Consider the following 26112-nt stretch of genomic DNA (forward strand, 5'->3'; position numbering starts at 1 on the left):
CGCCATGAAGTTTAGTTTTCGCAGCGAAAAGAAGAAGGACGTATCGAATCCGAAGCTCGACGATCGCAGAACGGTCGCGGCTACGGAGTTGGAGCCGAACGAGGCGACGCGCGTAGGCGTTTACGTGTTCGCCATCGTTATGTTCGCCGTAGGCTTCGCTGTCGTGTTTCTTGCGACGCTCGCGTGGATGTCGGTCGTAACGGTGATCGCCGCAGCGGCTGTCGGCTTGCTGCTTGCCACCTGCGTGCGCATCGCTCCGCAGTGGGAGCGCGTTGCGGTACTGCGTTTGGGGCGGTTCCACCGTGTGGCGGGGCCGGGCGTTTACGTGCTGCTTCCCTTCGTCGAGTACGCCGCCATCCATGTGGATCACCGTATCATGACCTCGTCGTTTTCAGCCGAGGCGGCGCTGACTGCCGATCTGGTTCCCGTCGACGTCGATGCGATCCTGTTCTGGCTCGTATGGGATGCCGAAAAGGCGTGCCTTGAGGTGGAGAACTACCCGAAGGCCGTGCTGTGGTCGGCGCAAACCGCCATGCGGGATGCGATCGGGCAGATCAACCTTGCCGATCTGTCCATGCGCCGCAAGCAGATCGACCGCGAGCTGCAAGAGGTCATGGGTGCAAAATGCGAGCAGTGGGGGATAACGGTCATGTCGGTTGAGATCCGCGACATCGTGATTCCGCTCGAACTGCAGGACGCCCTGTCGAAGGAGGCTCAGGCCGAACGTGAGCGGAATGCGCGCGTTATTCTGGCCGAAGTGGAGAAGGACATCTCCGAGATGTTCGTGGAAGCCGCCGACGTTTACGACAAGAATCCCAAGGCGCTCAAACTGCGTGCGATGAACCTCGCGTACGAAAGCGCGAAGGACGGCAACGGCATGGTGCTGGCCCCAAGCTCGCTTGCCGACGGGTTCGACGTGAGCAAGATTCTGGGTGGCGACTAGGTGTGTCGTCCCTCGCCAATGGCCCCTTCGTTGAGCGCCCTCTCGCCCAGTACGTGCCCTTCCTTCGCTGAGCGCCTCGCCCTCCCCTTGAGCACGGATCGTTGTACGCTTATCGCCGCGAGCATGGATGCAGCCGTTTTCTGCGCTGCATCCGCTGTTTCCTGTGTGCTCGATGCGGCTGTTAACCGCTTCGCTATTCCATTGGGATCGGAGGCGGACTGCGACTGAGGTGCACGCCGAAGGCTCCCTTTGCCATAGGTAATGTGCAACCTACGTCGTTTTGTGAAAAAAACGACGTAGGCGGCATGACGTGCAATACCGTTTCGCCTGATCGGGGAGAGACGGTGCTTCCGAAAAGCGAATAGTCTTTCACAAAACGACGTAGGTTGCATGTTCCCTATTGTGATGTCGGCAGGTTGCGATCCGCTTGCGTCGCGCCTGCTCGGGTTGGGCGGGGTCGCGCTGCCGCTAGCGCGGTGCTCGGCATTGGTAGGCGATGGGCTTGCTGGAAGGCAGAAGCAGGTTTCGCGGGGTGCGGGCGATGCGCCTCAGAGCTTACCGAAACCTTGCGTGTTTTGCTTGAAAACCTTACGCGTTTCCAACACTATGCAAGTTATAAATACCAGATCAAATACCCAAAACACCAGATCTTTACAGCGGATACGTGGTACTCTGCCCACATGATGATCATCCTTTCGCATATCTCCGCTTTGGAATTCTGGCGATCCGGCAAAGAGTTCGTGCTTCGGCGCCCCGATCGCTTTCCTGAGGTTGACGCGATAGGGGAAGGCGCGCAAAATCTGACCAGCTCCCGAATCAAAAAGCTGCGCAACCAGGGATTCGAGTTTTTATCGGAACCAACTCACCTTCTCGTGCCAAGCGATCGGATGAGATCGGTGAGAAACAACGTGGTTTGCCATGTGTGCTCTCGGCGCATCCCCAAAGGGTCGTTCATCCAGATTTGCGAAGGCGTTTACGTCTGCCGCCCCGAGCTTGCGTTTGTCCAAGCTATGCGTATCCTCGCATTTCCCGCTGCGGTATTGACGGGATTCGAGATCTGCGGCGCGTTCCGCATGTCCGTTAATAACCAGCCCGCTCTTTTCCAGCGTTCGCCCCTGACCACCGCTGCGGCGATTGCCGACTATCTTGAGCAATGCGGGGGCATGCATGGGATCGTCGAGGCGAAGCATGCGATGCGCTACGTTCGCGACGGATCGGAATCGCCTATGGAGGCGAAGCTGGTAATCCTTCTGTGCTTTCCGATCAGCTTGGGCGGATACGGCATTCCGCTGCCCGTGCTCAACCAGACGATACCGACAACCGATGCTGTTCGAAAAGCAACGGGTCGAGCAAGTTTTCGGTGCGATCTTTTATGGCCGCAAGCCGGTTTGGCGGTCGAGTACGACGGGGCGGACCACGGCGAGAGGATTGCAGACGATTCGATTCGGCGCACAGCGTTAGCCGAACTTGGCGTTCATACGGTTGTCACCGTTACGAAGCGGCAGATGCAAAACGAGGCCGAGCTTGATCTGGTGGTTCAGCGGCTAAAGCATTGCCTTGGCATAAATCGCCGAATGCCGACGTGCGATTGGTCGGCTCAGCGCGCCGTCTTGCGGCGTACGCTTCTTTACGGCGATGATTCACCAATATATTCTTAAGATAGCATAATCTAATTGCTATATTGTACTATTTCAATATGATAATATGATTGGAAAGATCCGGCCGGTCTTTACAATGGTTTTGGGACGCTGGGTGTGCGTGAACGAGACGAGGCGACGTTACGTGTTGCCATCGACCTCTTGTCGAACGCTTCCTGCGGTGTTCCACTGTAAGCATTGAGGAGGAGAAATGACGGGAGAGAAAAGTCTGCAAGGCGGGCTTACTCGCAGGAGCTTTCTCAAAGCGTCTGGTGCTGCTGCGGGCGCGTTGGGCATAGCCGGAGCTGCGGGCATGGTAACGGCCGAAGGGTGGCTGTCTCCGACGGAGGCTCACGCCGAGCCGGAAGAAAGGGTGGCGCATCTTTGCCACCAGTTCCATTGTTTAACCGGATGCAATTTGAAATGCACCATTCGCGACGAGCGCGTTGCGCTTATCGAACCGAGCGATCTTGTCGATGAAGGCCATCGAACCATATGCCTTCGCGGCATCAACGAAGTCGAGCACATCTATTCGAAGGATCGTCTGCAGACCCCGCTCAAACGCGTTGGCGAGCGAGGCGAAGGGGAGTTTGTGGCTATCAGCTGGGATGAAGCCATCGACGCCATCGCCACGGCTATAAACGACTCGTGGGCAAAGCACGGAAAAGATTCTGTATTCATTCGCAAATCAACCGAAGCATCGATCGGCTTTGATTTTATCGGACAGCTCCTTCTGGCGGACCAAGGTGGAAACTGGGGTCTCGACCGCGGCCAACCAAACGGCCAAACGCCGGCGTTCGGTGCATTCAGCTACTGCCCCTCGCGTTCTATCTGGGAATTCTCCGATGCCGCCACCATCATCGAAGTGGGGCATAACCCGCTTGAAAGCGGCATCGTGTGGTCGCGTGCTTTGATGGACGCAAAAGAAGCCGGAGTCTACATTGTCGCCCTCGATCCGCGCTTCAGCGGTACGGCATCGAAGGCCGACCTGTGGCTGCCCGTGCATCCCGGTACCGATGCCGCTGTTATCCAAGGCATGATCCGCGCCATTCTCGACGAAGGCTGGTACGACGAGGACTTCGTTAAAGCCAACACGTCTCTGCCGTTCTTGGTGGATCGGAAAACCGGCAAGAGCTATCGTAGCGATGAGGTTACGTGCCCCAACCCGACGGTTGTAACCGCCGAAGAAACGGGGGCCCCGTACGTATGGGATAAGGTGAGCGACTCCCTCAAACTTTACAGCGAGGAGGGCATCGACCCCGTGCTCGAGGGCTCGTGGAAGATCGACGGGAAAGAGCTTGTTACCGAGTTTACGCTGATGAAGGAATGGATCTCGGACTATTCGATAGACTGGGCTGCAGAAACCTCCGGCATCGATAGGCAAACGATCGTTGATCTTGCCGATCGCTATGCAAACAACGGCCCCGCGATCATCGACTACGGCCTTGGCGGCCCCGATAAATACACGAACGCCGACGTCCTCGGTCACTCCATGTCCATTCTCACGGCCATTACGGGCAACTACGGTCGCAAAGGCTCCGGGTTCGGATTCTACGGCGGCGTTGGCGCGGATAACCCCGCAGCGACTTTGAACTTCTGGGCTTTGCCGGAGGAGTACCACTACAACGATTCCGGCATGGCCATGTACGAAATGCCGTACATGGAGAACAACATCCATTGCGCCCTGACGTTCGGCGATGCCTTTACCCTTGAAGCCGCAAGTGCCAACGATACGCTGGAATGGGTGAAGAGCCTCGATTTCTTTGCGATCATCGACATATACCATTCGTCTGCCGTCGACTATGCCGACATCGTTTTACCTGCTTGCACAAAGTTCGAATGCGAGGAAGACGTCAAGCAGCTACGTGACAGCTTCGGGTATGTCATGCTTGCGAACGGCATGGTCGATCCGCTGTTCGAATCGAAGAGCGATCTGCAGATAGAGCGCTTGCTCGCAGCGAAATGGGGATTGGATCATCTGATACCCGAAACCTACGAGGAGTTGGCGAAGTTCTCCCTTGACGGCGTCGATAAACTCGATCCGAACATGAGGGGCATAACCTACGATGCGCTTCTCAAGAACGGCGGTTGCATGCCGGTAGCGGGAACCGGCGACGATTGGCGGCCCGATGGGCACGCCGACCAGGTGTACACGACGCCTTCGACGAAGATCGAGTTGTATTACGAGTACCTGCTTGACCAGGGCCATCAATTCCCCGTCTACGAGGATGCCAACGAAGCGTACGAGAGCAACCCGCTGAAGGAAACCTACCCGCTGTACTTCATGCAGGGCAAATCCCGCTATCGCATCCACGCGTATTACAGCTCGTCGCAATGGTTCCAGGAGGATTTCGGCCCCTGCGTCAACATCTTCCCGTCCGACGCCGAGGCTCGCGGCATAAAGACCGGCGACGATGTGAAAGTATTCAACGATCGCGGTTCGTTCGTGTGCACTGCGCTGGTAAATCCAGGCTTGCAGCCCGGCGTGCTTTTCATGGCCGAGACGACCTACACGAAATACTACAAAGAGGGCTTTCTGCAGAATGTGACGAACTCGGCGCGCAACGAGCGTTGCTACGCTATGTTCCATGGCCCTCAGATCCCCTATAACGACACTCTCGTCCAGATCGAAAAGGCGTAGGTGATACGAAATGACTAAGCTTGGAATGGCGATCAACCTGACGCGCTGCGTCGGCTGTCAGACGTGCGCCCATGCATGCAAAATGCAGAACAACGTGCCTACAGGCATGCGCTGGAATCGCGTTATTACCGAAGGCTGCGATGTTCCCGACGGAGCACTCGGGGAATATCCAAATCTCTATCGCACCTATCTGCCTATCGCGTGCCAGCACTGCGAGAACCCCGCGTGCCAAAAGGTGTGCCCGACGGGTGCGACGTATAAGGATGACCAGGGGCGCGTCGAGGTCGATTACGACAAGTGCATCGGCTGCCGCATGTGCATGGCGGCATGCCCGTACAACGCGCGCGTTTTCAACTGGGAAGACCCGGTGCGCGACCCTGATTTCAACTATGGCGACAAAAGCGTTCCTGTCCGGCAGAAGGGCGTCGTCGAGAAGTGCACGCTCTGCAGGGAACGTACCGACCGCGGCGAAGACCCCATGTGCGTAGCGTGCTGTCCGACGAGGGCGCGCGTGTTCGGCGATCTCGACGATCCGTCGAGTGAAATATCAAAGCATCTCGCGGGAAAGAAACCCACGCAGTTGCTTGCCGAAAAGGGCACTGAACCGCAAGTCTACTATTACGAGTAAGGGGTGAGGAACAATGAAAACATCGAACACGTTTAAGATAACCGCCGCGGTTCTGGGTGTCCTCACCGTTGCGGGCGTCGCCGCCTGGATCTACCAGCTCATGGGCGGCCTCGGCGTCACCGGCATGAACAACGGCACCTCGTGGGGCCTCTACATCACCTGCTTCATGTTCTTCGTCGGACTCTCGGCCGGCGGCCTCATCGTGGCCTCCTCGGCGTCGGTCTTCCACGTGAAGGAGTACAAGAAGGTGGCGCTGCCCGCGGTCATCCTCTCGACCGTGTGCATCTGCCTGGCGGGCATGTTCGTGCTCATCGACCTCGGCGGCATCCAGCGCATCTACCAGCTGCTGCTCTCGCCGAACGTCATGTCGCCCCTGTTCTGGGACATCTGCGTGATCACGCTGTACCTAATCATCAATATCGTGTACCTGTACTTCATGGTTTCGAAGAAGGCCGATCCGCGCAAGGTGGCCATCGTGTCCCGCTTCGCGCTGCCCATCGCCATCCTCGTCCACAGCGTGACCGCGTGGATCTTCGGTTTGCAGATCGCGCGTGAGGGCTGGTACTCGGCCATCATGGCGCCGATCTTCGTGGCATCGGCGTTGGATTCGGGCCTCGCTCTGCTCATCCTCGCGCTGTCCGGGCTGAAGAAGGCCAAGGTATTCGACACCGACAAGAAGCTCATTGCCAATCTTGCGGGATTGCTGGCAACGTGCATCGCCATCGATGCCTTCTTCGTGGGATGCGAGGTATTGACCGTGGCGTACCCCCAGGCTGCGGGGGGAGCGGCGCTGCTTGGCGAGATGTTCAGCGGGTCAACGGCGCTCTTCTTCTGGGGCGAGATACTCATCGGGCTTATCATTCCGTTCTGCATCCTCGTGTTCGCGAAGAACCGCCAGAAAACGGGACTGGTGATCATCTCTTCGGTGTGCGTGGTCGTCGGCGTGTTCTTCAAGCGCGTGTGGCTTCTGTTCACGTCGTTCATCCATCCGAACATCTATGGTGCGCCGGGCGTCTCTTCGGGATCGACCGAGGCTGCTCATGCGTCTGGTACCAGCATATGGGCGACTGTCGGCGCCTATGCCCCCACGTGGGTCGAGATCGTGGTGGTCGTCGGCGTGATTTCGCTCGGGGCGTTGGCTTTCATGCTGCTTGCGCGGCGCCTCCTTGCGAAGGCCCCGAAGGCTGATGTCGGCGATTCGGCGGTCGACGACCAGGCGGCAACGGCTGCGCAGACTGTCTAGCGGGTTCGGCTCGAGTGAATAGAAGGGAATTCGATGAAGGCACTGAATGCGGATGCGTGGCTGCTTCTCAGCGAAACGTACGGTTTTATCGGCAACTCGCTTCTCAAGCCCATGAACCAAACCCCTTCGATCGGACTTGATCCGGCATTTTGGGACGAGTTTCCCGCCGTTTTCTCAGGCGAGCGGGTTGACGCTGGGCTCGCGAAGCTGCGCGACTATGCTGTGGCTGCAGGCGAGCTCGGCGAAGATGGGGCCATCGAGAACGCATCGGTCGAGTATACGCGTCTGTTCATCGGGCCTCCTGCCCCCGCTGCTCCACCGTGGGAGACGATGAATCGAGCAGACGGCGTAACCGTCGGGTTCGGTGAGGCGACGTTCGCCATGCGCAGGCTCCTGCGCGATGCGGGCCTCGAGCTGAAGAACGAGAACAACCAGTACGAAGACCATATCGGGATCGAGCTTCTGTATCTGTCAGAACTGTGCCGGAGGATCGCCGATGGGGAGCCGGGCGCCCTCGATCCTACCGAGGTGGAATCGTTTATCGAAGAGCACCCGCTTGCATGGATCAGTGCTCTGCGCGGCAAGGTCGAAGCCGAGTACCCCCATGGCTACATTGCGGGGATGTTGGAGCTCGCTGAAGGCGTGCTGATTTGGCAAAGGGAGGCGGTTGCTTCGTAGGCTCGGATAGTCCTCGTGCGAGACGCTCAACGTGGCTGCATTCTCTTGGATGCAGCCACGTGCGTTTTCTACCGTGGCTCAATTCCTGTGCGATCTGTGGAAGGGATTAGGGTCGGCAAGGTATCCCTGAAGATATCCATGTTGTCGGTCAAGAGAAGATGAATCTGTTGATTTCGATGCTCGATCTTTGCAGGTGCTGTACTCGGCTTCAAATAGATGATAAGATATCTATATAGATATCTCGATAAAGGAGCTGCTATGGCAGACTTAGGTGGCGTAAAAACACGTCTATGCTCGTGGGGCACCTCTCGTGCGGTGCGTATCCCGAAAGACCTATGCGAAGCGGTAGGCATCGATATCGAGTCGCAACTGAGCATGAAAGCGGGAAGCGATGAATTGGGCTCGTACATCGTAATCCGCCCCGGTGAGTCAGAGCATAGACATTTCAGCGATGCACAGTATCGCTCGATGGATGAAATCTTTGCGGGATACGACGGGGATTTCAAGCCGACCGAATTCGATTGGGGTAACGACGTCGGTGCGGAGGTTGTCGAATGAGCTCTCTTGAGCAAGGAGACGTCATCGAAATCGATTTCAGCCCTTCTGCCGGGCATGAGCCTGCAAAAAAGCGTCCTGCCGTGGTTGTGAGCGGATATGGCTTCAATACTCGTTCGAGTCTCGTTACGATTGTACCCTTGACTTCGAAGGACAATGGCTATCCTCTGCATATACGATGCGAGTTTGATGGAGCGTCAGGTTTTGCGTGCGTAGAGCAGATGCGCAACGTGGACGTCGAAAGTAGGGGTTACGCGATACTGGGCTGCGCGGACAACAGGACCATGCGCTCGATCATGTCGGCGATTCGGGGCATGCTTGAGCTGCGTTAGCCGTTCAATCTATCTCCTCCCGCGCCCTCTGCCGCGCATGGCATGCGAGAACGCAGCGGCGCTGCGGGTGTTTGACTTCGGCACGTAGTGGTTTTTTAGCTCGGCCTCCGCTTTCGAAGTGTCGTAGCTCTCAAGCTGCATGGTGGGGATTTTCGTTCCGAGCAGCTTCTCGATTTCGAGGAGCTCGGGTTTCGCTTCGGGGCTCACGAACGAGATGGCGTAGCCGGTTTCGCCGGCGCGCCCGGTGCGGCCGATGCGGTGCACGTAGTCTTCGGGGTTGTCGGGCAGATCGTAGTTGATCACGTAGTCGATGTTCGATACGTCGATGCCGCGGGCGAGCACGTCGGTTGCGATGAGCACGTCGACCGTGCCTTTGCTGAAGCTGTCGAGCGCCCGCTTGCGCTGCGATTGCGTTTTGTCGGAATGGATGGAATCCACGCGGTAGCCGGCCCGTTTCAGCTGGTTCATGCATATTTCCGAACGGGTTTTTGTTCCGGTGAAGACGATGACGCGCTTGCTGCCCCGCTCCTCGAGTACGGCGCGCAGCAGCTCGGGCTTCTTCATCTGGCCGATCGGGATGATGAACTGATCGACCGTATCGGCGGTCTCGCCCTTGTGCGACACCTCGACGAATGCGGGGTCTTTGAGGATCGGCGAAACGTTCTGCATGACCTTGCGATCGAGCGTTGCCGAGAAGAGCAGCGTTTGACGCGTTTTCGGGGTGGCGGCCACCACCTTCTTCATAGTCGGCCAGAAGCCCATGTCGAGCATGCGGTCGGCTTCGTCGAGCACGAGCACCTCGACCTCGCCGAGCTTCACGTCGCCTCGCTCCATGAGGTCGTAGAGCCTGCCGGGCGTGGCTACGAGGATGTCGACGCCCTTTTTGAGCTTGGCGAGCTGACCTTTGTACGGCATGCCGCCGACAACCGTGAGCATGCGGTGCCCCGACCCTTTGGCGAGCTCGACAAAGGCGGCATCGATCTGCTGGGCGAGCTCGCGCGTGGGGCTTACGACAAGCGCCTTCGGGGAGCCGGGGCGCTTCGCCCGCCCGATGCGCTCGATTATGGGCAGCGCGAACGCCGCAGTCTTGCCGGTTCCGGTCGTGGCGGCGGCTACGACGTCGCGGCCTTCGAGGGCGAGCGGTATCGCCTGCTCCTGTACGGGGGTGGGTGCGATGAACCCCATCTTGGCGACGGCCGCTAGGGTCGTCTCGGACAATCCGAGCTCTTGAAACGTTGTACTCACGGTGCTTCTCCAAAACATACTATGGTTTCGTGCGCCGCAGCGCACGCGCTCGGACTAATCTCCGAGCTTCTCTGACAGGTCGATCCACAGCTCCTCGAGTTCGGCTATCTGATCTCGAAGCGCCTGAAGTTCCGCTTGCTTGTCGCCGAGTGCGACGAAATCGGTCGGGTCGATATCGTGCATCGCAGCCTGCGTCCGATCGGCTTGCTCTTCGAGCGCGGCGATTTTGCGTTCGGTCGAAGCGAGCGTTTTGCGCGCTTGGTACGCCTCGCCGCCGGTGAGCGCTGGTTGCGTATCGGCGGATCCATCTCGGGTCGCATCGCACGGGGCAAGCTTGCCTGCGGCCTGCTTCGCGCCGCCGCTTCCCGCAGCTTCGTTACGCTCGTCGATCACGCGCAAGAACTCGTCGACGCCACCTGGCATGTGACGTATCCTTCCGTCGATGAGCGCATACTGGTCGTCGGTTACGCGCTCCATGAGGTAGCGGTCGTGGCTGACGAGGATAAGCGTGCCCGGCCACGAGTCGAGCAGATCCTCCATCACGGCGAGCATGTCGGTATCCATATCGTTGCCGGGCTCGTCCAAGATGAGAACGTTGGGCTCTTGCAGGAGCGTGAGCAGCAGTTGAAGACGGCGCTTCTGGCCGCCCGAGAGATCGGATACGCGTGCTTGCAAGTGGCTGCGCTCGAAGCCGAGGCGTTCGAGCAGTTGCGCGGGCGTAATGCTCTTGCCGTCGATCATGTAGCGGGTATGATAGCGTGCGAGCACCTCTCGCACGCGGTCGGTGCCGAGGTCTTCGAGTTCGTCGAGCCGCTGCGAGAGCACGGCGACGCGGACGGTTTTACCGATTTTCACGCGGCCTCTGGTGGGGGAGAGCGCTCCTTGGATTACGCGGAGCAGCGTGGTTTTGCCCGCTCCGTTCTCGCCCAGGATACCGTAGCGGTCCCCTGGGCCTATGAGCCAGGTAACATCGTCGAGCACGGTTTTCTCGCCGAACGATTCGGTAACGCGCTCGAGGTCGATAACTTGCTTGCCGAGACGCGCCACGGCAACCCGCTTGAGTTCGAGCGGATTTCGAATGGGCGGCTCGTCTGCGATGAGCTCGCGAGCGATGTCGAGATGAAACTTCGGCTTGGAGGAGCGCGCCCGCGCGCCGCGTGAAAGCCAGGCGAGCTCTTTTCGGGCGAGGTTCTTTCGCTTCTGCTCGGCCACCTGGGCTTGGCGGTCGCGCTCTACCCGTTGCAGGATGTAGGCCGAGTAGCCGCCCTCGAACGGGTCGACGACCCCGTCGTGCACCTCCCACATGGCGGTACAGACCTCGTCGAGGAACCACCGGTCGTGCGTGACCACGAGCAAGGCGCCCTCGCCTTGCGTCCATCGGCGCTTGAGGTGCTCGGCAAGCCAGGCGATGGCGTGGACGTCGAGGTGGTTGGTGGGCTCGTCGAGCATGAGAACATCCCAATCGCCGATGAGCAGACGGGCCAAATCGACGCGCCGCCGTTGGCCGCCCGAGAGTTCGCCGACGGTTCCGTCCCAGGGGATATCGCCGAGAAGGGCCGCGATGATCTCGCGGACGGTGCGATCGGAAGCCCATGTGTATTCGGGTACGTCTCCTACGACGGCGTGCTCGACGCTGTCTTCGTCTTCGAGGTTGTCCGCCTGCGCCAGCCTGCCTACGGTAGTACCGCTCCTGCGAATCACTTCGCCCGAATCGGGCTCAAGCGATCCTCCGAGCAGCGAAAGGAGCGTTGATTTGCCATCGCCGTTCTTACCGACGATGCCAATGCGGTCGCCCGTGTTCACGCCGAGCGTGACGGGGTCGAACACGCGCTTTGTCGGGAATTCGAGCTCAACGTCTTTTGCTGTGATGAGTACTGCCACGGACATCCTTTCCTCGAACATCTATGATAGCGCAAGGCCGCGAGGGCTGCTTGCCTCAGCGGTTGGCGGATGGCGCTTCTCGAGCGAAAAAAAACGACGCGCCCGCCCGATTGGCGGATCGGACGGGCGCGTTGCGCTGCGTGCGCTGCCGCGCGGCGCGCGGTTTTTGTCGTCGGATGCCGGTGGGGTGCGCATCCGAGCGCGAAACGTTGCACTATTGCGCGTAGATCTCGGGCGTGGGGATTTCTTCTCCTTCGAGATAGGTGCCTTCGGATCCGTCGAACGTCACGTGGAGGTCTTTGTCGACGGTGAAGTGGTAGGTCACCTGCAAATCGTCGTCAGCGGGCGTGCCTGCGCGCTCGAGCCTGAACGAAATGGTTCCGTCGCCTTCCTTGATGCTCTGGAACGTGTATGTGGTAAGAACGGGTCCGCCAGCGAGGTCTTCGTCGCCCTGCGGTTCGGTGGTCGAATCCATCTGCTGCAGCGTGCTCGGCGTTTCGCCGTCGACGACCCACTCGTAGCCGGTCCCTGCATTGGATTGCAACGGGATCTTGATGGTTTGCTGCGGGGTGGTCGAGCACGACGAGAGCGCTACGATCACCGCAAGCGCGGCAATGCTCGCAACGGCAAATGCGATTTTCGGCAGCAGGTTTGTTTTCGTTGATGCGTTCATGATTGCTCCTGACACTGGTTGGTTCTTGTTCGTCTGCCGCCCAGTATAGAGGTGATGGCTTTTTGGTCAGGGAAAGGTAATCTATTCGTTTTTGTGTCGGAACCTTGCTGCAACGATCGGGCGCGGTTTTGCCGACGACGGTCGCCTCCGAGTGGCAAGAGCGCGGTATGCAGGTATTGAATCGGGGAGGTGTATCGGTTTCCAAGCTGATCCGCGAGGTTTTCGGATACATGGAGGCAACCCGGTCCTTGCTGAGCCTCGATCATCCGGGAGCCGAGAGGGAAGCCGATTCAAAACAGGCGGAAATAGAGCGGAAGCGATCGATGGTCTGGTCATGGGTTGAGGCCGTCCCCCCCCCCGACGCTGACGCGGGTCGGTTCAAGCGGGAGCGGATCGAAAGAAAACTTCGCCCGTGAACTCTCGCATGAAAGTCTGCTTCGACACCAATGTGATAATCGATATTCGGAGCAGAACCGAAGGCTTCTTTGCTCCGTATTCCTCTCTTGACGTTGCTTTATCCGAGGGTATGGATATCTGCATTTCGGCGGGTTCCCTTTCCGATTTCGCGTACATCCTTGCAGCTCGAAAGCACGCTTCGGAAAAGCAGGCTCGCCAGATGACCCCCGAAGTCCTTGACGTGTTCGAGGTACTGGATCTGACGGTTTCGAAGGCCGTACCGTGCGCTGGTCGCAGGAGGCTAGCGCGCATGCGCCGCCGCATGGCCGGGATATGAATTCTCATCGCATCGCCGAATAACGCAGGTGCGTTTTCCCGCCGCTTCGCGTACAATGATCGAGGCTATTGTCTTATGATAATCCCGTCGCAACGACGAACGGGTCGAGCGGGCCTTTGGAACCATGCCATGAGGGGCGGATCATGTTCGGTATGTCGATCGTACTCTATCTCTTCCTTGGCGGGGCGGGCGCGGGTGCGTGCCTCGTGCTCGCGGTTGCGGGCTTGCTCGTGCCCGGCGAGTGCATCGCCGTTTCGCATCCCGATCGGGCGCGTCGCGCGTCGCAGACGGTTTTCTGGGCACCGAGCACGTATCGGAAGCTCTTTGCTCCAGCGTACGGATGCGTTCTGGTTGTTCTGTTGTTGGGCGTCCTGTGCTTGGTCGCCGATCTGGGCAGGGCCGATCGGCTGCTGCTGTTGCTGTCTACGCCGACGTTTTCCCACATCGTCGTCGGGGCTTATGCCTACGCCGCTTGCTTTGCGCTCGCCGTCATGCTTGCTTTGGCATGGGCGGGCGTTGTTCGGGGCGTGCCCTTGGGTTGGGTGCGCTTCTTCGGGGTTCTCGCCGTACCCGTTGCGGCGGTTGCGATGGTGTACACGGGGCTTTTGCTGCAGAGCTTGGCTGCGGTGCCGCTTTGGGCGGTGTTCTGGCTGCCCGCCGTGTTCGTGCTCTCGTCTCTTTCGTGCGGGATCGCCCTGTTCGTGGGCGCTGCCCATATCAGCGAGGCCGGTACGGCGTTTGCCACTCTGTTCAGGCGGATCGTTTTGTGCGATGCGGTTGTCGTTCTGCTCGAGATTGCGGCGGTTGCGGCGTTTCTCGCGGCGTGCGGAGGAGCCGTCGACGCACCCGCGAGCGGTACGAGCGAGGCTGCGGTGAACTCGTATCTTGATCTGATTGCGGGTTCGAACGCGGGCTTATGGTGGGTGGGGTTCGCAGGCTTGGGCCTTGCGGCGCCTTTGGCGCTCGAGGTGGTGTTTTTGCGCAGGGCGCGCGTGGGTCACACGCCGTGCAGGCTGGCACTTGCTGCTTCGGCGTGTGTGCTATTCGGCGGTTTCGTCATGCGGTTCTGTATCGTGGAGGCGGGAATGCATCCCGTGCTGGCCATCGCTGCGGGCGGGTGACGTCGGCTTGCGGTGGTGGGTTGAAGCAGGCGAGGTAAAGGCGGCGAAGATTAGTAAGGTGAGCGATGTTTCCATTTGAGGTTGATACGACAAGCGATGTGCCCCTTTGGGTGCAGTTACGGCAGCGGCTGATCTACCTTATCAATTCGGGGTACTTCAAGCCAGGCGACCAGCTTCCCACGGTGCGCGGGCTCGCATCGGATATATCGATCAACTACAACACGGTTAACAAGGCGTATCTGAGCCTTGTTTCCGATGGGTATCTGGAGTCGACGCGAGGGCGCGGGGTGTTCGTACGCGATCTCGATGCCGAGATGGACGAAGAGTATACAACGGAGATAGAACGGCTGATGGACGACTGCGTGATGGCATGCCGCGATCTGGGGCTCTCGCTCGACGATATCGAAAAGTGCATGGCCAAGAAAATCAAGCAGATCAAGAAGGCCGAGGGCTTGACGGATGTCGGCGAGGGCTCGTCGGCGATGGGGCCGGGGCGAATTGTAACGATCGACGTTTCCGCAAAGCGCGCGAAGCGCGAGGGCGAAAGGTAGGACGCCATGGCAATCGGGAAAGAGAAAGCGTATGAGGCGGGTTTTGCTGCGGGCCGGTCGTCTGCCGGCAGCCACTGCGGGGACGCGGGTTCCTCTCGGCCGAGATCGCGGTTCCGGGTTGTTCCCGACGCGAGTACGGAAGTGGTAGGGGAGCGGGCTTCGAATGCGGGCGTTGTTTTGTTCTCGGCGGTTGTGTTCCTTGTTTCGTTTTGAGCAGCGTTGGGAGCCGCATGGGTGCTGCAGGGCGAGTTGGGCGTAGCATCGCTGCTGATCGCGCTTGTGGTTGCCTTGGCTGTCATGTCTTCGGTCCATATCGCCCAGCAATGGGAGAAAGTCGTGGTGTTGCGCTTCGGCAAGTTCAATCGCGTATCGGGTCCCGGGCTTTTCTGGACGATTCCGATCGTCGAGCAGAATACGATGCGCGTTGACGGACGCGTCCGGGCAACGTCGTTTGGGGCGGAGGAGACGCTCACCGCCGATCTGGTGCCCCTCGACGTGAACGCCGTTCTGTTCTGGATGGTGTGGGACGCAAAGGCGGCGTGTACCGAGGTGGGGGACTTCACGCGAACCGTCGAGCTAGCCGCGCAAACGGCGCTGCGCGATGCGATCGGGCGCGCGGGCGTCGCCGAGGTTGCGATACGGCGAGAACAGCTGGATCGCGAGCTCAAGCGCATTCTCGAGGAGAAGGTTGCACCGTGGGGCATCACGATCCTCTCGGTGGAGGTCCGCGACATCCTTTTGCCCAAAGAGTTGCAAGAAGTGATGTCGCTCGAGGCGCAGGCGGAGCAGCGCAAGAAAGCGCGCATCATCCTCATGGAAGCCGAGCAGGACATCTGCGAGATGATGGACGATATGGGGGATTCCTACTCCAAAAACGACGCGGCGTTGAGATTGCGCGCAATGCATCTGCTCTACGAAAGCGTCCGCGAAACTGGGGGAACGGTGGTCGTTCCGAGCTCGTTCTCGGAGGGTTTTGGCGACGTGCTTCCCGACACCTTGAAGGACTCCTTTAAAGGTTAATAAAGTAAGATATCACTAATATATAGATTGCTGATCTGGGATAATCTAAAAATACCTGATAATCTTTATTCTAAAAATAGAATAAAGATTGCTGAAATAATCATATGACAATTCTTGATTGTCATATGATTATTTCGTATAGTGCAGATAGTGGAATCGGCCGATTCTCGAATGACGAGGAGTGTCTACCGCGCTGACGAGTGCCCAGCGATCGACGGATCGGGCAGTGTAGGTGGTGGGACGCGATTGTTAAGGAGGAGAGATGTCAGAAGCGAACGGTTCGCAGAACGGGCTTACGCGCAGAAGCTTCCTCAAGGCTTCCGGTGCCGCCGTTGGGGCATTGGGCCTAGCGGGAACCGCTATGTTGACGGCCGATGAATGGCTTGCGCCAGCTCAGGCCCATGCCGATGAGCAGGAAAGGACCGGCTATACGTTTCATTATCGGCACTGCCAGTGTAACTGTCATTTGAAATGCACGGTACGCGACGGGCGCATGGCTTTGGTCGAGCCAAACGATTGGCCCGATAAGAGAAACGAAACCATATGCCTTAAGGGCATTTCGGAAATACAACACGTTTACAGCGTTGATCGCCTTCAGGTTCCGCTCAAACGAGTGGGCGAGCGAGGGTCAGGCGAATTCGTGGAAATCACCTGGGACGAGGCGCTTGACACGGTAGCTCAGGGCATTCAGAAGGTGTGGAGCGACTACGGCAAGCAGGCGATTGCCTATATGCCGTCGGTCGATACGCTCTCGGTTAACCTCGGGAGGATTCTCGGAGCCCAAGAGAAGCCGCATCGCGGTATCGACATTGGCCTCGGCAACGGCTTTTCGCCTGCAATCGCCGAATCGGGCGGGCAGGGCGCAGCCTCGAATGAGATGAAGGATTGGAAGAACGCCAAGACGATTCTCAACGTGGGGTGCAACGTTCTCGAAACGTGCATGGTGACTGCGCCGTATTTCTTTGAGGCGCTGGAAGCCGGGGCCGAGATTATCACGATCGATCCGAACTACTGCACGACGGCTGCGAAAAGCTCGCGGTGGATACCCATCGAACCCGGCACCGATGCCGCGCTCTACTTGGGCATGATGTCACTCATTCTCGAAAACGAGTGGTACGACGAGGCCTACCTCAGGGAGAATACAAGTATGCCGTTTCTGGTTGACGAGGCCGACGGTTCGCTCCTGCGCGATCATCCTGCGGAGTCCCCGAAGGAGACAGGCGCCGACAACCCGTTTATGGTGTGGGATGCAGTAAGCGATTCGATGCAGCCCTACGATGCGGATGGCGTCGACCCGAAGCTCGATGCTTCCATCGAAATCGATGGGAAAACCTACTCGACGGTATTCCGCAAATTCAAGAAGCAGCATGAGGCATACCCGATCGAGTGGGCGGCAGAAAAAACCGGCGTCTCGGAAGAGGTGCTTCGGGAGATTACCGAGAAATACGCATGCAACGGGCCTTCTATTCTGTCGTTCGGATTCGGCGGCGCCGACAAGTTTTCGAATGCCGACGTTTCCGGGCATGCGGCCGTGGTTTTGGCGACTTTGGTGGGGACGTTTGGATCCGAGGACGGCGCCGGCGCCGGCGCGTACGTGAATGCGTACCAGAAGGTTTTCGGCGCAGGCAAGCTACCGAATTGGCCGCTGCCCGAAGAATGCAAAGCGGCTTCTGCCCCGAAAGAAAGCGTCGACATCCGCGATGACAAAAGCGGCATACGGATGCTGTATTTCCAAGACGGGGCCATCCAGCAGTGTAGCGCAAACATGAACGAGACGGCAAAGTGGATCGATACCCTCGACTTCGTCGTGGCGCAGGAGATATACCACACTCCATCGGTCGACTATGCCGATATCGTGCTTCCCACCTGCTCTCACTTCGAGCTTGATCAAGAAATCGGATCGCTTCGTGCTCTACGCGGCCATGCCTTGCTCCAGCAGAAGGTTCTCGATCCCCTGTTCGAGAGCAGGACCGATTTCTGGATCGAAACCGAGATCGCAAAACGACTTGGATACGGCGATGCCATCCCCGAAAGCTACGAGGAGCTTGTTCGCTATCAGCTTGACAACGCCAAAGACGAAGCGGTCAAGGGCATCACGCTTGAAGAGCTTATTGAATCCAACGGAGTTGTGGCGCTCAACGACCAACCGGAAATAGCCCGCAGCTACGTGGGGCAGAAATACGCCACCGCATCGGGTAAGATCGACCTGTATTACGAGAATCTGGTCAATTACGGTCAGGCGCTTCCCGCATGGGAGGATCCCTGCGAAGCGTATGCCGGCAACCCCTTGCGCGATGAGTATCCGCTGCAATTCTTTCAACGCAGAACCAAATACCACATCCATTGCAACATGGTCGATTCGACGTGGATACAGCAATTCTTTAAGCCGAGCGTCGAGATGAATCCCGTGGACGCCGAATCGCGCGGGCTTGCTTCGGGGGATATTGTCGAAGTAGTTAACGACAGAGGATCGTTTTCCTGCGAATGCGTGATAACCAACGCCATCCGCCCGGGCACCGTGGCCGTCGTCGAAGGCATATGGGACAAGTATCTTGAAAGCGGCGCGATCCAGAGTGTGACGAACGACACTGCGATCGACCGCGGACCGGCGCTGCCGAAGGGACGCGTGATCCCCTTTAACGACACGCTTGTCGAAGTGAAGAAAGCGTAGGTGATCAATATGACGCGATTTGGTCTAGCAATCGATCTGAGCCGCTGCACGGGATGCAACACCTGCGTGATGGCTTGTAAGATGCAAAACAACGTTCCGATGTCCCTCGCCTGGAATCGGGTAGTGGTCGAAGATTGCGATTTCGAGGTCGGAGCGGTTGGAACCTATCCGAACCTTACCCGATCCTACCTTCCCATCGCCTGCCAACATTGCGAGAATCCGGCCTGTTTGAGGGTTTGTCCAACGGGTGCAACGTACAAAGACGACAAGGGGCGCGTCGAGATCGACTACGACAAGTGCATCGGCTGCCGCATGTGCATGGCGGCATGCCCGTACAACGCACGTGTTTTCAACTGGGAAGACCCGGTTCGCGATCCCGATTTCAACTACGGAGACAAAGACGTTCCCGTAAGGCCGAAAGGCGTAGTCGAGAAGTGCACGCTTTGCAAAGAGCGTACCGACAGGGGGGATGAGCCCATGTGCGTTCGCTGCTGTCTTTCGAAAGCTCGTACGTTTGGCGATCTCGATGATCCCGAGAGCGAGATCTCGCGGCTCGTTCGCGAAAAGAAGGCTGGCGTACTCCTGGAAGAACAGGGCACGCGTCCGCAAGTCCACTACTTCAATTAAGGGGTGCGCACGATGCAAACTTCAGTTAAATTCAAAGCTGCCGCGGGCGTGCTCGCGGTGCTCACGGCGGCGGGCGTCGCCGCCTGGATCTACCAGCTCATGGGCGGCCTCGGCGTCACCGGCATGAACAACGGCACCTCGTGGGGCCTCTACATCACCTGCTTCATGTTCTTCGTCGGACTCTCGGCCGGCGGCCTCATCGTGGCCTCCTCGGCATCGGTCTTCCACGTGAAGGAATACAAGAAGGTGGCGCTGCCCGCGGTCATCCTCTCGACCGTGTGCATCTGCCTGGCGGGCATGTTCGTGCTCATCGACCTCGGCGGCATCCAGCGCGTATGGCAGATCGTCGTATCGCCCAACCCGACATCACCCCTGTTCTGGGACATCTGCGTGATCTCTTTGTATCTCGTGATCAACGTGATCTACCTGGTGTTCATGTTGTCGAAGAAGTCCGGGGCGCAGGATCGCGTGGCCATCGTGTCCCGCTTCGCGCTGCCGGTGGCCATCCTCGTGCACAGCGTGACGGCCTGGATCTTCGGCTTGGAGCTTGCGCGCGAGGGCTGGTACTCGGCCATCATGGCGCCGTTGTTCGTGGTGTCGGCGATGGATTCGGGCCTCGCCCTGCTGCTGCTCTCCCTTATGGGGCTGAACAAATCGGGCCTGTTCAAAACTGACAAGAAGCTCTTGTCGAACCTTGCGGGGCTGCTCGCCGTCTGCATTGCAATCGACGGATTTTTCGTCGGTTGCGAAATTCTCACCATGGCGTATCCCGGCGCCGCCGGCACCGAGACGCTTACGATCATGGCAACCGGGGCTACGGCGCCGTTCTTCTGGTTCGAGATCGTAGCGGGCATCTTGATTCCGTTTGTCATCCTCGTATTCGCGAAGAATCGCGCACGCATGGGGCTGGTCGCTTTTGCAAACATCTGCGTGATCGTCGGCGTGTTCTGCAAGCGCGTATGGCTGCTGCTCACCTCGTTCATCGAGTTCAACGTAGCAGGCGCGCCAGGGGTTATATCGGGATCGTCGGCCGCCGCCCACGCCTCGGGCACCGATGTGTGGGCTCTCGCGGGAGCCTATGCGCCCACGTGGGTTGAGATCGTCGTTGTCGTCGGCGTCGTGTCGCTCGGTATCCTCTTGTTCATGGTTCTCTGCAGGAAACTGCTCCCCGGCAACCGTGCTGCTGCGGATGCCGAGTCTTCCGGGAAAGGGGCAATCGGCGAAATCGCTTGATTTTCTGGGCCGCCTGTAGCGCTCGACATACGGGCGGCCTCCTCCCAACCCGCGAGCGCCGTACCGCCTCGCTCCCGTTGCCAGTCAAAAGGAGATTGCAATGTCTATCAACATCCCATGGAGCGATTTAGCCGACGTATACGGCTTTATCGGCAATTCGCTGCTCAAACCGATGACGCAGACAGCCGATGCGGGCATCGATCCCGGCTTCTGGGTTTCGTTTCCCGATTTCGGAGATGCTTCGATTCGCGAAGCGATCGCTCGCTGCAGGCGCTTCGCAGAGCAGGCTGCTTCGCATGTTTCTAACGGGGAGGATGTCGTTTTGCGGGTCTCGGTCGAATACACGAGCTTGTTCATCGGACCACCTTCGCCTGCAGCGCCCCCGTGGGAAACAATGTATCGGTCGGACCATGCAACGGTGGGGTTCGGGAACCCGACGTTCGAGATGAGGCGGATCCTGCGCGAGTCCGGCTTGGAGCTCAGCAACGAGAACAACCAATACGAGGACCATATGGGAATCGAGCTTCTGTACCTGTCTACGCAATGTGCCTCGTTGGGGTTTGCTGCGGGAGGCGAACCTCGAGAAGCTTCCAGTGCGGCCGATTCGAATGCGCTGGCTGTGCTCGGCTTTATCACGGGCCATCCGTTGGACTGGATCGGCGGCTTCCGCGAACGGATAGCGCAGACGCATCCCGACGGTTACTTCGCCGTGTTGCTCGGACTGGCGGAAAGCGTGCTGACATGGCACGCGAACGCGCTGAGGACTCGGGATTAGATGGCCTTGCGATGCGATGAGGTGCCTTCGGCAACCGAGTCTCGGCGGCCGAAGGTTGCCCTCGGCAACCGAGTCTCGGCGGCCGAAGGTTGCCCTCGGCAACCGAGTCTCGGATTCGGTTCGGCCGCGCCGTCCTTTGCCGAATGCGGGCATCCGCAAAAGCTGCTGTCAGGCGATCTCGTCGATCTGGTATAGCCGCATGTCTCCTTCGCTCAGCAGCAGCGTGAAGCCGGGCGTATCGGCTGTGACCGACTCGAGGCCCGCCCATTTGGCGGCTTCGTAGCGTTGGTCGGTTATCGTGGGATTGTCTCCCGTGGGGTCGTCGAGCAGAATGAGGTATCTCGCGCCTACTTCGCGGATCGCCTGCTGCACCTCTTCGTCGGCGGCAATGTTAGCCAAGCGCGTACGGATGATCTCGTTTGTTGCGGGAGGGAAGGGGTTGCTGCCGTTGTCTCCGGTGCGGCGGAACAGCACGCGCAACCCGTCGGTTCCGTAGCACCAAGCCGTTCCGTCGTTGGGAACGTTGATCACCGTGGCGTTTTCCTCGACGAGTGCAGCAGCCTGCTGCACGAAAGCCCGCTCTTCTGAGGTGTAGATGTCGTCCCACGAATACAGGCTTGCCACCTGATCCCGCATTGCGGGCAGTCCGTTTTCTATCGAGCGTTTTCCGAGGCTTATCTGGAAGGGCATCGCTTGGCATAGCACGAAGACGACTGTGAGCGCCGCTGCCGCGTATGCGTTTTTGCGTTCGCCAACCTTTGGGAGCCGAGAGAGAGCGGAGCCGAGAAGGCGTACCAGCCAAGCGAACCCGAGTGCTGCCAGGGGGATGGCGAACAGCGCGTTCATGGCGCCCGTGCGATAGTAGTCCGAATACCAGAATCCAGAAATCACCTGGCGTAAAACCCCATCAGTGCATACGTTGCCCATGTAGATGACGAGCGTGATCACGTAGGCTACGGCAAGCCAGAGCCAACGGCGGTCGCGCAGCGAGGCAATCAGGCCGAAGAGCACTGCGATCGACAAGAACGGCTGGATGCCGCCCCATTTCACGTACATGAACGACAGGACGGACAGTACCGCTTCGGGAAACGACAGCAGGGTGTCCCATGGCCCGTACGTGACCACGCTGCGCAAGGGGGGAGCGAGGTACAAAACCGCCCACAATGCACAGGCGCCCGCTACGAGGCCGACGGCGCAGGCGATCCTTTTCGGTGTGATAGTGGCGCGCTTGTCGTCTGGGCGGCGGAAGATGCGGCAGAGGGCGTAAGAAGTCATTCCGATGACGCAGGTGAACGCGCCGTTCGGTTGGCAGAGCGCAATGGAGACGAGCGCGATGAGCGCCCCTGCGGCAAGGCGCGCGCGGGTTCCCCTGTCGTCCGCTTCAACGGCGGATACGAACAGCGCGATGGCGGCGGGGATGAGCGCGAAGGACGCCAGGTTGGGCAGAAGCTGGCCTTTCGTCAGAAATCCCCACGGCATGATGGCGAAACTCGCTGCGAACAGCGATCCCGCCAGAACGACTCCGCGTCGATTCGGAAATATGGTGCAGAGCAGCAGGCATACTCCCAGCGGGAGCACGACGACGGTAAAAGCGATCGTGGCCGCGTTGGTGGCGATATCCACTCCGCCGCCGATGCACGATGCGGCTATGGCGACAACGATATGCCAGGCGGACGGGTAGTACGTGCCTGCGGTTCCCTGATCGAGAAAAGAGCCGCTGTGCAGCGTGGAGTAGGTTCCCGAATCGAGAAAGGCGCGGACGATGGACAGATGCACGGTCGTATCGTCTTTTCGTGCGAAAGAATCGGGTCCGTCGATGGCGGTCAGGAACACGAATGCGCACACGACGAGTCCCACGCATGCGTACAGGGCAAAGGCCTGCCAGGTAAAGCGGGATGAAAGCGCGTCGCTTTTCTCAGGGGTGCGCTCGGAAGGCGAGGCGTGTCGGGGGCGAGGCTTCTGGGTTGTTTGGCCGGGTTGGGGCGTGCTGTTCGCGTGGCCGGGCTTACGCGAGCGTTTGCCCTGGATGCCGCGGGCAAGTGCGAAGGCGATGAGGGCGACCGCGCCAGTTGCGGCAGCGAGTGCCAACGCGTGGCAGGATATGCCCGCCGTCCGGAAAACTACACCCAAGACGACCAGCAGCGCAAGGGAGAGGGCGGGCGCTGCGGCGCAGGAGACGGTGCGTTTCAGCGAAAGCGCGCGCCCGATCAGGTAGCCGGGAACGTACAGTACCGCACAGCAGACTATAACGGCAAGGAACAGCGTGAACCACATGGGATACCCCTCAAAACGTGCGCACGATGCGCTCAACGTGTTTCGAACAATGTCAGGGACGATTATAACGGTATTGGCCTGTTGCGCAATCGACCTGCGTCGATCGGCTCGGCGAGGCGCTTTGGTATCGGGGCGAGATTCGTTCAAGGCGCCCTTCCCGTATGTCAACTGTATTGCATTACGTAATGCAATACAGTATGCTGAAGATACTCTTTGAAAGGGGGAGCAATGGGAATGGCAACGTTGAATGTTCGTATGCCTGAGGATCTGAAGCGAAGCGGCGATCGCGTGCTCGAGCGTGAGGGTGTAAGCGTATCGGAAGCCGTCCGGAGGCTCTACCGGTATCTTGAGGACGAGCAGAAGGTGCCGGAATGGCTTCGTGATGGCGAGGGCGGAAACGAAGACATATTTGAGCGAAGAAGGCGTGCTTTGTGCCAGCTCGTCGGCAGTGTAGAGCTTCCGCCTGATTTCGATCTCGATGTCGTTCGTCATGAGCGATTGATGCGAAAAACCGAACCAGGGGTTCGGGTATGATGAAGATTCTCTATGATGCGAACGTCGTGGTAGACATTTTTGGGAAGTCGGAAGATTTCTTTCACTCGTATATTTCTTACGATGTTGCCCTGACGAAAGGGTTCGTTCCGTATGCGACGGTCTCCTCCGTTTCCGATATCGTCTACGTGCTTGCCGCAAGGAAATATCTTTCGAAAAGGCAAGCGCGTAGCTCGATTGCCGGCCTCATGGAAATGTTCGATCTTCTTGACGCCTTACCAGCCGATTGCAAACGAGCGAACGAAAGCGACATGGATGACTTCGAAGACGCCCTCATCGCGTACGCTGCGGAAAGGAACGGAATCGATTTCATCATCACGCGCAACAAGAAGGATTTCCTCAAGTCGCCCGTTCCCGCACTGACTCCCAAGGAGTTCGTTGCCATCTACAAGCCCGAGTGCCTGGAATACGAGATGGTAGATTCTTAGCGCAGCGGATATACGGTCTCGGGGCGTGCTTGGCGGAGCAGCTTCCCGGTTTCAAAGTGCGCTTAACCGAGCCGCTTCACGGCCTTAAGGCGCACCTTTCCGGAAAGTCATCGATCCGTCGCGTAGAGGTAAGCGAGCCGTTGGTTGCTTCGGGTATCTGCGAGCACGACAATGAGGGTTATCGAAAGGCAGTGCGCGGCCAGGTGCCGCTCAATCGAAAGCGAGGCCCTCATGATCCCCGATCAGTGGTACGCCGTCATGGCATCCTCCGAAGTGAAGCGCGGTCGTCCTGTGGGCGTCGTTCGCTTCGGGCGGCGGCTCGTGCTGTGGCGCGACGGGGACGGCGGCGTGGCCTGCATCGACGGCACGTGCTGCCATCGCGGTGCGGACTTGGCGGCGGGGCGCGTTGGGGGTGGCCACGTGCACTGCCCCTTCCACGGATTGCGCTACGCGGCCGACGGGCGCGTGGTTGCCATCCCGGCAAACGGCCTCGATGCCGAGGTGCCCGAGAACTTCCGCGTGCGCCCGTGGCTTGCGGTTGACGCGTTCGGCTTCATCTGGGTGTTCTACGGCAAGCCCGAGAACGCCCCCGACGATCTGCCGATGTTCGAGGAGTTCCGCGGCGATTTCCCGTATGCCGAGCGTTCAGAGGTGTGGGACGTGCACTACTCGCGCGCCATCGAGAACCAACTCGACGTAATCCATCTGCCGTTCGTTCATCCGAACACCATCGGGCGGGGCAACAAGACGCTCGTGAACGGCCCCGTAACGAAGTGGGACGACGAGACGCTCACGTTCTACGTGAAAAACGAGCCCGACCACGGTCAGACGCCCCAGTTGGCGGAAGAGATCGAGGATTGGGAGCAATTGAGCAGCCTGCAGTATCGGGTGCCTAACCTGTGGCAGAACCGCATATCCAACGATCTGCGCATCATGGCGGCGTTCGCTCCCATCGACGACGAGCATACGAAGATATACCTGCGCCTTTACCAGCGCATGGTCCGCATTCCCGTTTTGCGCGGCATCGTGTGCGCTGCGGGCAACGTGGCAAACGGCGTGATCCTGCACCAGGACCGGCGCGTCGTGCTTACGCAGCGACCGAAGAAGACCGAGCTTAGGATGGGCGAGAACCTGCTTCGCGGCGACCGTCCCGTTATCGAGTTCCGCTCCCGCCGCGACAAGCTCAAGCGGGCTGGCGAGCATCTCGATTAGGGGAGGGGTGCGCTAGCGGCCCTCGCTCATGCGCGGGCGGAGGCGGGTCTCGGAATGCCGGAAGTGCGTAATACCCCTCAAGATACTCGGGGCACAACGGTTGATCTTCGGTGGTTGCAAGCTCGCCTCCCATCTTTTTCACCCGATCCAAAAACACGCTGGCGTAGGGAAGAACACCTGATGGCGTTTCCAGGTTACGGTCAGGTGCGCAGCCTTTTTCGGGGCAGATAGTTGGCGGGGAGATGCGGTGAAATACGCGGATAACCCCGTTCGTCAGAGCCTCTAATGCCAGACGGAACCGAGAATCGTCGCTCACGAACCGTCGCCCGCGGCAGTTATAACAGCCACTGCTCCGTTCGAGCGTTACGATTGCGAAAACGATGCGATCGCCCCATCGCCTCTTTGCGCCCTGAGCTTGGCGCGGCGGCAAGGCGTATCCTATATATGACACGGTGTCAT

The 26112-nt window shown here is 59.1% G+C and carries 22 protein-coding genes and 1 pseudogene; 19 read left to right on the forward strand and 4 right to left on the reverse strand.

The window, feature by feature from the left end; genetic code table 11:
- The first annotated feature begins 4 nt into the window (after nucleotides 1–4).
- The 8 genes from MWL89_RS04330 (at nucleotide 5) to MWL89_RS16385 (ending at nucleotide 8657) form a co-directional block, all read left to right on the forward strand.
- Nucleotides 5–943 carry a slipin family protein gene (locus tag MWL89_RS04330; RefSeq protein ID WP_244411897.1) on the forward strand — a complete coding sequence of 313 codons (939 nt, stop codon included), beginning with the start codon at nucleotides 5–7 and terminating at the stop codon, nucleotides 941–943.
- A gap of 896 nt (nucleotides 944–1839) precedes the next feature.
- Nucleotides 1840–2601 (forward strand): hypothetical protein, encoded by a 762-nt coding sequence (locus tag MWL89_RS04335; protein WP_244411898.1) that lies wholly within the window; start codon nucleotides 1840–1842, stop codon nucleotides 2599–2601.
- Nucleotides 2602–2791: 190 nt separating this feature from the next.
- Entirely contained in the window at nucleotides 2792–5221 is a 2430-nt protein-coding gene (locus tag MWL89_RS04340) for a molybdopterin-dependent oxidoreductase (RefSeq protein WP_244411899.1), read from the forward strand.
- A 10-nt stretch (nucleotides 5222–5231) separates the two neighbouring features.
- Nucleotides 5232–5849 (forward strand): 4Fe-4S dicluster domain-containing protein, encoded by a 618-nt coding sequence (locus tag MWL89_RS04345; RefSeq protein WP_244411900.1) that lies wholly within the window; start codon nucleotides 5232–5234, stop codon nucleotides 5847–5849.
- 13 nt (nucleotides 5850–5862) lie between these two features.
- Nucleotides 5863–7092: an NrfD/PsrC family molybdoenzyme membrane anchor subunit gene (nrfD, locus tag MWL89_RS04350; protein ID WP_244411901.1), complete on the forward strand. Its 1230-nt coding sequence runs from the start codon at nucleotides 5863–5865 to the stop codon at nucleotides 7090–7092.
- Nucleotides 7093–7125: 33 nt separating this feature from the next.
- Nucleotides 7126–7770, forward strand: a complete 645-nt coding sequence (locus tag MWL89_RS04355; protein WP_244411902.1) for a TorD/DmsD family molecular chaperone — start codon at nucleotides 7126–7128, stop codon at nucleotides 7768–7770.
- A 258-nt stretch (nucleotides 7771–8028) separates the two neighbouring features.
- Nucleotides 8029–8328: an AbrB/MazE/SpoVT family DNA-binding domain-containing protein gene (locus MWL89_RS04360; protein ID WP_146040628.1), complete on the forward strand. Its 300-nt coding sequence runs from the start codon at nucleotides 8029–8031 to the stop codon at nucleotides 8326–8328.
- Nucleotides 8325–8657, forward strand: coding sequence for a type II toxin-antitoxin system PemK/MazF family toxin (locus MWL89_RS16385; protein WP_425226279.1), 333 nt, complete (start codon nucleotides 8325–8327; stop codon nucleotides 8655–8657). The genes MWL89_RS04360 and MWL89_RS16385 overlap by 4 nt, the downstream gene beginning before the upstream one ends.
- A gap of 9 nt (nucleotides 8658–8666) precedes the next feature.
- Here MWL89_RS16385 and MWL89_RS04365 read toward each other — a convergent pair whose 3' ends face one another.
- From MWL89_RS04365 to MWL89_RS04375, 3 genes are all read right to left on the reverse strand, one after another.
- Nucleotides 8667–9902 carry a DEAD/DEAH box helicase gene (locus MWL89_RS04365; RefSeq protein WP_425226280.1) on the reverse strand — a complete coding sequence of 412 codons (1236 nt, stop codon included), beginning with the start codon at nucleotides 9900–9902 and terminating at the stop codon, nucleotides 8667–8669.
- Between the two features lie 54 nt (nucleotides 9903–9956).
- Nucleotides 9957–11789 carry an ABC-F family ATP-binding cassette domain-containing protein gene (locus MWL89_RS04370; RefSeq protein WP_244411903.1) on the reverse strand — a complete coding sequence of 611 codons (1833 nt, stop codon included), beginning with the start codon at nucleotides 11787–11789 and terminating at the stop codon, nucleotides 9957–9959.
- Nucleotides 11790–11997: 208 nt separating this feature from the next.
- Nucleotides 11998–12456, reverse strand: a complete 459-nt coding sequence (locus tag MWL89_RS04375) for a protease inhibitor I42 family protein (RefSeq protein ID WP_102380497.1) — start codon at nucleotides 12454–12456, stop codon at nucleotides 11998–12000.
- A gap of 412 nt (nucleotides 12457–12868) precedes the next feature.
- On the opposite strand from MWL89_RS04375, the gene MWL89_RS04380 reads away from it, so the two are divergent.
- The 8 genes and pseudogenes from MWL89_RS04380 (at nucleotide 12869) to MWL89_RS04415 (ending at nucleotide 21187) form a co-directional block, all read left to right on the forward strand.
- Nucleotides 12869–13189, forward strand: a complete 321-nt coding sequence (locus MWL89_RS04380; protein WP_146040728.1) for a type II toxin-antitoxin system VapC family toxin — start codon at nucleotides 12869–12871, stop codon at nucleotides 13187–13189.
- A gap of 116 nt (nucleotides 13190–13305) precedes the next feature.
- The gene (gene nrfD, locus MWL89_RS04385; RefSeq protein WP_279611958.1) at nucleotides 13306–14310 is read left to right on the forward strand and encodes an NrfD/PsrC family molybdoenzyme membrane anchor subunit; all 1005 of its coding nucleotides are present in this window, start codon (nucleotides 13306–13308) and stop codon (nucleotides 14308–14310) included.
- A gap of 65 nt (nucleotides 14311–14375) precedes the next feature.
- Entirely contained in the window at nucleotides 14376–14861 is a 486-nt protein-coding gene (locus MWL89_RS04390) for a GntR family transcriptional regulator (RefSeq protein WP_244411905.1), read from the forward strand.
- A gap of 6 nt (nucleotides 14862–14867) precedes the next feature.
- Nucleotides 14868–15881 (forward strand): annotated as a pseudogene (locus MWL89_RS04395) (slipin family protein).
- A gap of 262 nt (nucleotides 15882–16143) precedes the next feature.
- Nucleotides 16144–18552 carry a molybdopterin-dependent oxidoreductase gene (locus tag MWL89_RS04400; protein WP_244411907.1) on the forward strand — a complete coding sequence of 803 codons (2409 nt, stop codon included), beginning with the start codon at nucleotides 16144–16146 and terminating at the stop codon, nucleotides 18550–18552.
- Between the two features lie 9 nt (nucleotides 18553–18561).
- Nucleotides 18562–19179, forward strand: a complete 618-nt coding sequence (locus MWL89_RS04405; RefSeq protein WP_102379594.1) for a 4Fe-4S dicluster domain-containing protein — start codon at nucleotides 18562–18564, stop codon at nucleotides 19177–19179.
- A gap of 12 nt (nucleotides 19180–19191) precedes the next feature.
- Nucleotides 19192–20412, forward strand: a complete 1221-nt coding sequence (gene nrfD / locus MWL89_RS04410; protein WP_244411908.1) for an NrfD/PsrC family molybdoenzyme membrane anchor subunit — start codon at nucleotides 19192–19194, stop codon at nucleotides 20410–20412.
- Between the two features lie 100 nt (nucleotides 20413–20512).
- Nucleotides 20513–21187 (forward strand): TorD/DmsD family molecular chaperone, encoded by a 675-nt coding sequence (locus tag MWL89_RS04415; RefSeq protein ID WP_244411909.1) that lies wholly within the window; start codon nucleotides 20513–20515, stop codon nucleotides 21185–21187.
- A 168-nt stretch (nucleotides 21188–21355) separates the two neighbouring features.
- Here MWL89_RS04415 and MWL89_RS04420 read toward each other — a convergent pair whose 3' ends face one another.
- Nucleotides 21356–23461, reverse strand: coding sequence for a DUF6541 family protein (locus tag MWL89_RS04420; RefSeq protein WP_244411910.1), 2106 nt, complete (start codon nucleotides 23459–23461; stop codon nucleotides 21356–21358).
- Between the two features lie 234 nt (nucleotides 23462–23695).
- Here MWL89_RS04420 and MWL89_RS16390 point away from each other — a divergent pair, with 234 nt between their 5' ends.
- The 3 genes from MWL89_RS16390 to MWL89_RS04430 all read left to right on the forward strand — a co-directional run bounded on the left by MWL89_RS16390 (nucleotide 23696) and on the right by MWL89_RS04430 (nucleotide 25653).
- Nucleotides 23696–23995: a type II toxin-antitoxin system RelB/DinJ family antitoxin gene (locus tag MWL89_RS16390; protein WP_425226281.1), complete on the forward strand. Its 300-nt coding sequence runs from the start codon at nucleotides 23696–23698 to the stop codon at nucleotides 23993–23995.
- On the forward strand, nucleotides 23992–24441 hold the full coding sequence (locus MWL89_RS04425) for a PIN domain-containing protein (protein ID WP_244411911.1): 450 nt from the start codon (nucleotides 23992–23994) through the stop codon (nucleotides 24439–24441). The genes MWL89_RS16390 and MWL89_RS04425 overlap by 4 nt, the downstream gene beginning before the upstream one ends.
- 171 nt (nucleotides 24442–24612) lie before the next feature.
- On the forward strand, nucleotides 24613–25653 hold the full coding sequence (locus MWL89_RS04430) for an aromatic ring-hydroxylating oxygenase subunit alpha (protein WP_244411912.1): 1041 nt from the start codon (nucleotides 24613–24615) through the stop codon (nucleotides 25651–25653).
- Nucleotides 25654–26112: the final 459 nt, after the last annotated feature.

Origin of the sequence: Raoultibacter timonensis (assembly GCF_022845715.1) — a bacterium.
Classification (GTDB): domain Bacteria; phylum Actinomycetota; class Coriobacteriia; order Coriobacteriales; family Eggerthellaceae; genus Raoultibacter; species Raoultibacter timonensis.

Excerpts from the sequence above, each read along its gene's own strand:
- MWL89_RS04330 (WP_244411897.1), top strand. The coding sequence starts at position 5 with ATGAAGTTTAGTTTTCGCAGCGAAAAGAAGAAGGACGTATCGAATCCG.
- nrfD (WP_244411901.1), top strand. The coding sequence starts at position 5,863 with ATGAAAACATCGAACACGTTTAAGATAACCGCCGCGGTTCTGGGTGTC.
- nrfD (WP_244411908.1), top strand. The coding sequence starts at position 19,192 with ATGCAAACTTCAGTTAAATTCAAAGCTGCCGCGGGCGTGCTCGCGGTG.
- MWL89_RS16385 (WP_425226279.1), top strand. The coding sequence starts at position 8,325 with ATGAGCTCTCTTGAGCAAGGAGACGTCATCGAAATCGATTTCAGCCCT.
- MWL89_RS04415 (WP_244411909.1), top strand. The coding sequence starts at position 20,513 with ATGTCTATCAACATCCCATGGAGCGATTTAGCCGACGTATACGGCTTT.
- MWL89_RS04420 (WP_244411910.1), bottom strand. The coding sequence starts at position 23,461 with ATGTGGTTCACGCTGTTCCTTGCCGTTATAGTCTGCTGTGCGGTACTG.
- MWL89_RS04430 (WP_244411912.1), top strand. The coding sequence starts at position 24,613 with ATGAGGGTTATCGAAAGGCAGTGCGCGGCCAGGTGCCGCTCAATCGAA.
- MWL89_RS04370 (WP_244411903.1), bottom strand. The coding sequence starts at position 11,789 with ATGTCCGTGGCAGTACTCATCACAGCAAAAGACGTTGAGCTCGAATTC.
- MWL89_RS04425 (WP_244411911.1), top strand. The coding sequence starts at position 23,992 with ATGATGAAGATTCTCTATGATGCGAACGTCGTGGTAGACATTTTTGGG.
- MWL89_RS16390 (WP_425226281.1), top strand. The coding sequence starts at position 23,696 with ATGGCAACGTTGAATGTTCGTATGCCTGAGGATCTGAAGCGAAGCGGC.
- MWL89_RS04390 (WP_244411905.1), top strand. The coding sequence starts at position 14,376 with ATGTTTCCATTTGAGGTTGATACGACAAGCGATGTGCCCCTTTGGGTG.
- MWL89_RS04340 (WP_244411899.1), top strand. The coding sequence starts at position 2,792 with ATGACGGGAGAGAAAAGTCTGCAAGGCGGGCTTACTCGCAGGAGCTTT.
- MWL89_RS04405 (WP_102379594.1), top strand. The coding sequence starts at position 18,562 with ATGACGCGATTTGGTCTAGCAATCGATCTGAGCCGCTGCACGGGATGC.
- MWL89_RS04355 (WP_244411902.1), top strand. The coding sequence starts at position 7,126 with ATGAAGGCACTGAATGCGGATGCGTGGCTGCTTCTCAGCGAAACGTAC.
- MWL89_RS04400 (WP_244411907.1), top strand. The coding sequence starts at position 16,144 with ATGTCAGAAGCGAACGGTTCGCAGAACGGGCTTACGCGCAGAAGCTTC.
- MWL89_RS04360 (WP_146040628.1), top strand. The coding sequence starts at position 8,029 with ATGGCAGACTTAGGTGGCGTAAAAACACGTCTATGCTCGTGGGGCACC.
- MWL89_RS04375 (WP_102380497.1), bottom strand. The coding sequence starts at position 12,456 with ATGAACGCATCAACGAAAACAAACCTGCTGCCGAAAATCGCATTTGCC.
- MWL89_RS04345 (WP_244411900.1), top strand. The coding sequence starts at position 5,232 with ATGACTAAGCTTGGAATGGCGATCAACCTGACGCGCTGCGTCGGCTGT.